Origin of the sequence: Microcoleus sp. B7-D4 (assembly GCF_036705125.1) — a bacterium.
Taxonomy (GTDB): domain Bacteria; phylum Cyanobacteriota; class Cyanobacteriia; order Cyanobacteriales; family Microcoleaceae; genus Microcoleus.
The window spans coordinates 1-6,898 of the sequence record NZ_JAUBTT010000191.1 but is presented as its reverse complement, the minus strand read 5'-3'; the positions used below and the strand labels follow the sequence as shown (position 1 = coordinate 6,898).

5 protein-coding genes and 1 pseudogene are annotated in these 6,898 nt (G+C 47.3%); 2 read left to right on the top strand and 4 right to left on the bottom strand.

All coding sequences use genetic code 11. The annotated features are described in order from the left end of the window. From QUB12_RS36285 to QUB12_RS36275, 3 genes are all read right to left on the bottom strand, one after another. Nucleotides 1–1,231, bottom strand: a 1,231-nt coding sequence (locus QUB12_RS36285) for a sodium:proton antiporter (RefSeq protein WP_333148118.1), incomplete at its 3' end; no start/stop codon positions are given. A 165-nt stretch (nucleotides 1,232–1,396) separates the two neighbouring features. Beyond that, on the bottom strand, nucleotides 1,397–1,924 hold the full coding sequence (locus QUB12_RS36280) for a hypothetical protein (protein WP_333148116.1): 528 nt from the start codon (nucleotides 1,922–1,924) through the stop codon (nucleotides 1,397–1,399). Between the two features lie 81 nt (nucleotides 1,925–2,005). Next, nucleotides 2,006–4,720 (bottom strand): cation-transporting P-type ATPase, encoded by a 2,715-nt coding sequence (locus tag QUB12_RS36275; protein ID WP_333310934.1) that lies wholly within the window; start codon nucleotides 4,718–4,720, stop codon nucleotides 2,006–2,008. A gap of 376 nt (nucleotides 4,721–5,096) precedes the next feature. On the opposite strand from QUB12_RS36275, the gene QUB12_RS36270 reads away from it, so the two are divergent. After that, nucleotides 5,097–5,606: a BON domain-containing protein gene (locus QUB12_RS36270; RefSeq protein ID WP_333288183.1), complete on the top strand. Its 510-nt coding sequence runs from the start codon at nucleotides 5,097–5,099 to the stop codon at nucleotides 5,604–5,606. Nucleotides 5,607–5,868: 262 nt separating this feature from the next. Here the strand turns inward: QUB12_RS36270 and QUB12_RS36265 are convergent, their stop codons facing one another. After that, nucleotides 5,869–6,246: a hypothetical protein gene (locus QUB12_RS36265; protein ID WP_333148110.1), complete on the bottom strand. Its 378-nt coding sequence runs from the start codon at nucleotides 6,244–6,246 to the stop codon at nucleotides 5,869–5,871. A gap of 157 nt (nucleotides 6,247–6,403) precedes the next feature. Here QUB12_RS36265 and QUB12_RS36260 point away from each other — a divergent pair. Further along, nucleotides 6,404–6,781, top strand: a pseudogene (locus tag QUB12_RS36260) (response regulator transcription factor); the annotation flags it as partial. Nucleotides 6,782–6,898 lie beyond the last annotated feature (117 nt).

The window sequence follows — 6,898 nt, the reverse complement described above, 5'->3', positions numbered from 1 at the left end:
ACTGAGGGATAACCGCTCCCATGCTCCCGATGAAGTAAGAAGCAAATGTCGAGACTTGTCTAGTATTTGTGTAGCAGAATAAAACTGCACCGAACACCAGGGCAATGATGTTATCCCGTCCTGGTAGGGTCAAGGGAATCGCAACAGCTAAGGCCATTGAGAGAGACCCTTTAATATTCCCTAAAACCAAAATGTGCTGCCAGCGTAGCGGAATGGGGCGATCGAACCAACGCAGCCCCGCTAATAACAAATAGACCGAGAGAATCCGTCCCAGTTGATAGGCCAGAATGACGAATAAAATGGATGGCAAAATTCTCCACAGCGTCAGCGGGTTAATTTCAATTCCAATCAGCAGGAAAATAAACGTATTGACGCCAAAACCAGCGTATTCCCAGAAACTCAGCAAGGTAATCCGATCCGAGGCAGACGAACTGCGAGGCAGCCCAAGGTTGCCAAAAACAAGTCCGGTGATGACCACCGCCACTGCGCCCGATACGCCTAAAAATTGTCCGATTTGGAAGGTTCCCAATGCGAGAGCGACGGTTAGCAAAAGGCTACTCAACGGATCGTTTAAGCGAACAAATATCGGCACGCTCAAGTAACCTAAAACACCCCCGACCACTGCCCCACCTAATGCAACCACGAGCAGTTCCTTCACGCCTTGTATAGCTGTGAGAGAGCCTGTCGCATAAATTACCAAAACCAAATTAAATGAAATTAGAGCAGCCGCATCATTGAACAGAGTTTCTCCCTCAACAATGGTGGACAATCGAGAAGGCACACGGATCTCTTTAAAAACCGCAATCATCGAGACTGTATCAGTGTTTGCCAGAATGACTCCGATCAGCAACGCTGGAATCCAGTCTAGCCCCAGCCCAAATTTAACCAGAACAGCGATAATTGCTGAGGAAAAGATCGAGCCTGGACCCGCCAGCAGGGCGATCGGCTTAAAGGTGCTGCGGAGACGGCTGATATCAGTATTGATAGCTGCTTCAAAAATCAGAATTGGTAGGAAAAGATTTAATACTAAAGAGGGGTCTAAACCAATTCGACGCGACAAGACCTCCGTAATGGGCAAGCCTGCTAACACTAAGCCCGTCACATAGGGAATTCGCAACCGTTGAGTTACGAGTGCCACAACAGTTGCAATCAGCAGCAGAATGATCAAGATGATGACCAATTCAGGAATGGCTCCTGCCGTTTGGCTATTTGTAGCAGGATTGCTGCCCAAGGGAGGTGCTTGCGCTACAATCGACTCGATCGCCGATACTCCTGTCATAAACTCGTTTTCCTCAAAGAAATTGACAGATTAACTACGCTTTTAGCTGGCAGGAGACGGTTCACTTTGCAGCAGGCGGAACCGCAATGTAATTGTCTTTCTTATATTACCTTGAATTTAGGTAGCATCACAGACACGCCACGTCAGAATCTCCCAACGTTTAAGGACAGGTTCAGCAATCACGATTTCATTTTCTCTTGCCTCCAGGACGATCAAATAATCTCCCTGGTTAAATCTGTTATTGTAAATTCTTGCTTGTTCTTCTGGCACCAACCATCCTTGAAGTGCACCATATAGACCGCCAGCAGTTGCAGCAATCCCACTTCCAAAGCAAGTTGCTAAAATGCTTTCCACCGCTACTGCCTGACCAATACCGGGAATTAGCAGGCTGCTGAGTCCAACAATTAAGGCTAGTGAACCTAGTCGTATGCTGCCTAATATAGCGCCTACTTGTGCGCCTGCTGCTCTTGTAATTAAAATTTGCTGCACACCCAGAGAGTCCAAATCATCATTGTCAGAAGGTTGAGCAATCACAGAAATCTTGTGCATGGGGAAGCCCTTGCTTTTTAGCTCAACTAGCGCCTGCTCTGCGTTTCGATGATTAGTAAATAGGCCGCTAGCACGTTTGAGATTTTGGTAATTCATGAGAGATATTCAATATTCAACGCTACAAAATTGGTAAATAGTGTGTAAAGTCGCTTGCAATGCCCGCATCACAAAAACCGCTTAGCTCAGAGGTGCAAAACGTTTTAGCAAAGCTGACAAAGCAATCATTGGCAGTCCGAATCCGATACAAATTAAGCCTTGGATTGCGGTCAAAGCTTGAGTCTCGAATAACTGATTCATAATGCCCCATTGGCTAAACAGGAATTGGAGAATGAAAATAGCCCCAATGCCGATCGCCACAGCATAGCCAACTGATTCATCTTTACCGCGTAGTTTGGCGACGCTCGCCGGAACGAAGCGACTGATGCTTAACAGGTAAAAAGCTTCGGCTGCAACCAATGCTTGAATTGCCATCGTCCGGGCTAGAGCTTCATTGCCTGTGGTTTGGACGATCCATTCAAACATCCCAAAGATCGCAATCCAGTTAAATACCGAAACTGTCAAAATCCGAGTCGTCAGCCTGCGAGACAGAAGCGGTTCATTGGCAGGTCGAGGTGGCTGTTGCATGACATCGGGAGAGGGCGGCTCAAATGCCAACGGTAAGCTCAACGCAACTGAACTGACCATATTCAGCCAGAGAATTTGTACTGGCAAAATGGGTAGCGGGGTTGCCAGAAGTACGGCAATCAAGATGGTCATGGACTCTCCACCATTCACGGGCAGGATGAAGGCGATCGCCCGCAGCAGATTCTTATAAACCGTGCGCCCTTCCTTAACTGCTTTCTCGATCGAAGCAAAGTTGTCATCCGTCAGAATCATATCTGCGGCTTCTTTTGTCACTTCAGTGCCCGTGATGCCCATCGCTACCCCAATATCAGCTTGCTTCAGGGCGGGAGCATCGTTAACTCCATCTCCCGTCATCGCCACAATCTCGCCATTAGACTGAAGTGCTTCGACAATGCGGAGCTTTTGTTCTGGTGCGACACGAGCAAATACGCAGCTTTGTTCGGCAGCATTGGCTAATTGCTGCTGATTCATTTGAGCTAGTTCTTGACCGGTAAAAACGGGAGCATCTTGGGTTTGATTTAGTCCCATTTGGTGGGCGATCGCTGATGCTGTTTTGGCATGGTCGCCGGTAATCATCTTGACTTGAATTCCCGCAGACCGACAGGCTTGAATCGCTTGAATCGCTTCGGGGCGAGGCGGGTCGATCATGCCTTGCAGACCCACAAAAGTTAACCCTTGCTCAATATCATAATGCTCAATTGAAGATTGAGAAGCGGGTACAACTTTCTTGGCAAGTGCCAGAACTCGTAACCCTTTTTTCGCCATTCTGTCCACGGTTTGCTCGATCGGCGCGGGGTTGAGGGATCTCGCCTCTCCCTGTTCATCGAGTATCTGGCCACACCGCTTGAGAATTGCCTCAATTGAACCCTTGACATAAATCAAGCGTTGTGGACGATCGTCATGTAAGGTTGCCATGTATTGAAACTGAGATTCAAACGGCAGTGTATCGAGCCGCGAAAGCGATTCCTCGAGTTTCTCAGTAATTAACCCCGCTTTTTGGGCTACCGCAACCAGCGCCCCTTCCGTTGGACTACCGACTACAGTCCAGTTCCCGTCTTGCACGTCTAGATAAGAATCGTTGCACAACAATCCTGCTTGCAGGCATTCATATAAGGCAGGTGCGTTCGCCAGGTCAACCGAGTGTCCGTTTACAGAAATTTTCCCGTCTGGTGCATATCCTCCACCGCTAACCCGATATCGCTTTCCACCGGCATCAATCTCCTGAACTGTCATTTGATTCTCAGTCAAGGTTCCGGTTTTGTCGGAACAAATCACGGTGGTGCTGCCCAGCGTCTCAATTGCCGGAAGTTTGCGAATAATGGCGTCCTGCTTTGCCATTTGAGAAACCCCGATCGCCAGTGTCACCGTTAAAATCGCGGGTAAGCCTTCAGGAATTGCGCTGACGGCAAGCGCCACAGATGCCTTGAACACCTCAACCCAAGAAAATCTCTGGGCAATGCCTGCGACAAAGGTGAAGGCAGCCAAACCTAAAATGACATAGAGCAAGGTTTTGCTAAATTTGTCAATTTTGCGACTCAGTGGCGTTTCCAGTGTGCTACTTTGCTGCATGAGTTGGGAGATGTGTCCGGTCTCGGTCATGTCACCAATGCTGACGACCAGTCCGCGTCCCTGTCCAAACGTTACCAGGCTTCCGGTATACGCCATGTTCGTGCGATCGGCCAGTGCAGCGTCTGCCTCTAGCGCCTGGGATTGCTTCTGGATCGGGACAGATTCTCCCGTTAACGCTGACTCATCGACTTGTAAGTCACGGACTTCGATCAGCCGCAGATCCGCAGACACTTTATCCCCAGAAGACAGCAAGACGAGATGGCCGGGAACCAGTTCGCTGGATGAAACCACTTGCTTTTGACCGTTGCGGAGAATGGTTGCCTCAGTTGCAACAGATTTTGCTAAAGCGGCGATCGCATTCTCTGCCTTTGACTCTTGAACGAAACCAATGGTGGCATTCGTCAGAGCAACCCCAAAAATTACCCCTGAATCAATCCACTCTTTCAGAAATGCTGTCACTATGCCAGAGGCTAACAAAATGTAGATTAGCGGCTGATTCAGTTGCTTAAGAAATCGCAACCAGGCACTTTGTGGCTTCTGAGCCATTAGTTGATTGGGGCCGAGGATCTCGCGCCGTTGGGCTGACATGTGGGAAGATAGACCTATTTCCAGGTCAGTCTCTAAAAGCCGAGCTACTTTCTCGACAGAGAGGTGATGCCAAGAGTGTTCTACTAATTTTTCTACATTCGTTGCAGTCATAACGTTTGTTGTCAAGCCAAGTGCTTCTCTGTTGTTTCGTCTTGTTTCTAGCGTCATTGATGAATGTGAGGGAAAAGTGATAGACTGATTTCTGTTACTCACATTTGGATCACATTTGCTTCCTATACTTAGGAAAAGAACCGACTGAGATAGCTTATAGACTTGCAAACCTTAGTTCACTGGATTTGATTTATGGTTGACTGTTGACTGTTGACTGTTGACTGTTGACTGTTGACTGTAGAAGGAGGGGTCAAAAAAATGAAAATTGCGCGAATTATTTGTTGGCAGCTTGATTCAACTTTCCGCCAGACTTGCGAAGCGCGGATTTGATATCATTCCGGCGCAGCCCGAATTGATATAAAAAGCATTCCTTTTGATGGATGAACTATGGTACATTTACTTGTTGAGTTCAAATGCTCAAAGACTTCATGCTGAGGTTTATCGGCAAAATTGCGTTTCCCAACAAAAAAAACAAACAAAGAATATGCAATTATTAAAGCTATTTGTGCAAGGAATCAGCGTCAGCACAGTTGCAATTTTGGGTTTAGGTGCTTGCACCCCCCCCAATACTTCACAGACAACTGTTCCATCTCCTTCTGCTCCCACAACTGCCACTGGAAATACGACTGTTCCCACCACTCCTGCGCCTGCAACCACCGCACAGACGCCTCAGAATCAAGACATTGACGATATTGCCGATCGCGTAGAAGAGGCCTTAGACTCCGATGGCACCCTCAAGCAATTCGATTTGGAAGCAGACGATCGGGATAATTCGATTGTGTTAACAGGGCGCGTTCAAACGGCAGAACAAAAAGCATTGGCAGAACAAATTGCTCGGCAAACAGCAGCGAATGTTTCAATCAATAACGAAATCGTCACTCAGTAGTTATTAATCCTCAAGCGGCAAGAGTATTGGACGCTTCTTGCCACTTGAGGAATTGCTCGATCCCAGCCAGGAAACCTATGGATTTGGCAACCTTATTTGACTGGATGCGATCGCAAAAATAAATAGGACGGGCTCTCCGGCCCATCCCACAAAAAAAATAACTCTTGTGGGATGGGCCGGAGAGCCCGTCCCATCATCAATTGATGAAAAGGATTTTTGCAAGAGGTCTACTCGATGCGATCGCAATATTGAAAGAATAAACTTATTCAACAATCTCGTAACGGACTAACTGGCGAACATTTTGACGTGATAACTGGAGCTCTTGCGCGATCGCTTCCTCTATGTGGGTTGCGTCAGTCATTGGCAATTCTAATTCCAATCGCTTCAAAATCGGTTCTGCTGTTTCTACCGCAACCTGGGTTGTTCCTTGTTTTCGGTTAATCACTGCGTTGATGAGCAATATATTGACAGATACCGTTGCTTTAAGCTGGGTATCTGCCTGAAGTTTATTCTTTGCGATCTGGGGTTGTTGTAATTCTTGAGCCATTAGGAAACTCGAGCCAACCCAAAACGCGATCGCCACAAACGGCAATGGCAACCAAAACTCTGCACCTGATGCTTTTAGCCAACGTCTAATCATCCGCTATTCTTTTCCATCCATTCTGAGCCTAATACTATCTATTGGCACTTTAATACAACTTAATATCTCCTAAAATCTAGCTTAAAGAAGATGCGCGAATCACCTCAAACTCTAATAATTATGAAAACTGCAAGCTGCGAAGGAGGCGAGCCGAGATATGAGAGTTTTGCTGGTGGAGGACGACCCAAAGCAACTGATGCCGCTTCAAACAGTGCTGTCTCAAGCAGGGCATAGCGTGGATGGGGTAAAAGATGGAGAGACGGCCCAGTGGCTGTTATCAGAAAAAGAATATGATTTGTTGATTTTGGACTGGATGTTGCCACATATCAGTGGGGTAAATCTCTGTCGTCAATATCGATCGGCAGGGAAAACAGCGCCGATTTTGATGATCACGGCAAGAGACACCACGCCGGAAAAAGTAACCGGGTTAGACGCAGGTGCAGATGATTACCTGGTGAAACCGATCGACTTGGTTGAATTCATGGCACGAGTGCGGGCATTAAGACGGCGATCGCCCCTTTGGCAAGGAGCAATTGCTAGGATGATATTTTCCTAGACTTGTAGGTAATACTCACGACAATTGGTGTAGACTGAAGTAGCCTGCATAAAACCATCAGTAATGATGACTTGGACTTTCTCTCACTTCTCTCAA

Bases quoted from the DNA above. Each gene is read 5' to 3' on its own strand.
- QUB12_RS36280 (WP_333148116.1), bottom strand. From the start codon at position 1,924: ATGAATTACCAAAATCTCAAACGTGCTAGCGGCCTATTTACTAATCAT.
- QUB12_RS36275 (WP_333310934.1), bottom strand. From the start codon at position 4,720: ATGACTGCAACGAATGTAGAAAAATTAGTAGAACACTCTTGGCATCAC.
- QUB12_RS36270 (WP_333288183.1), top strand. From the start codon at position 5,097: ATGGATGAACTATGGTACATTTACTTGTTGAGTTCAAATGCTCAAAGA.
- QUB12_RS36265 (WP_333148110.1), bottom strand. From the start codon at position 6,246: ATGATTAGACGTTGGCTAAAAGCATCAGGTGCAGAGTTTTGGTTGCCA.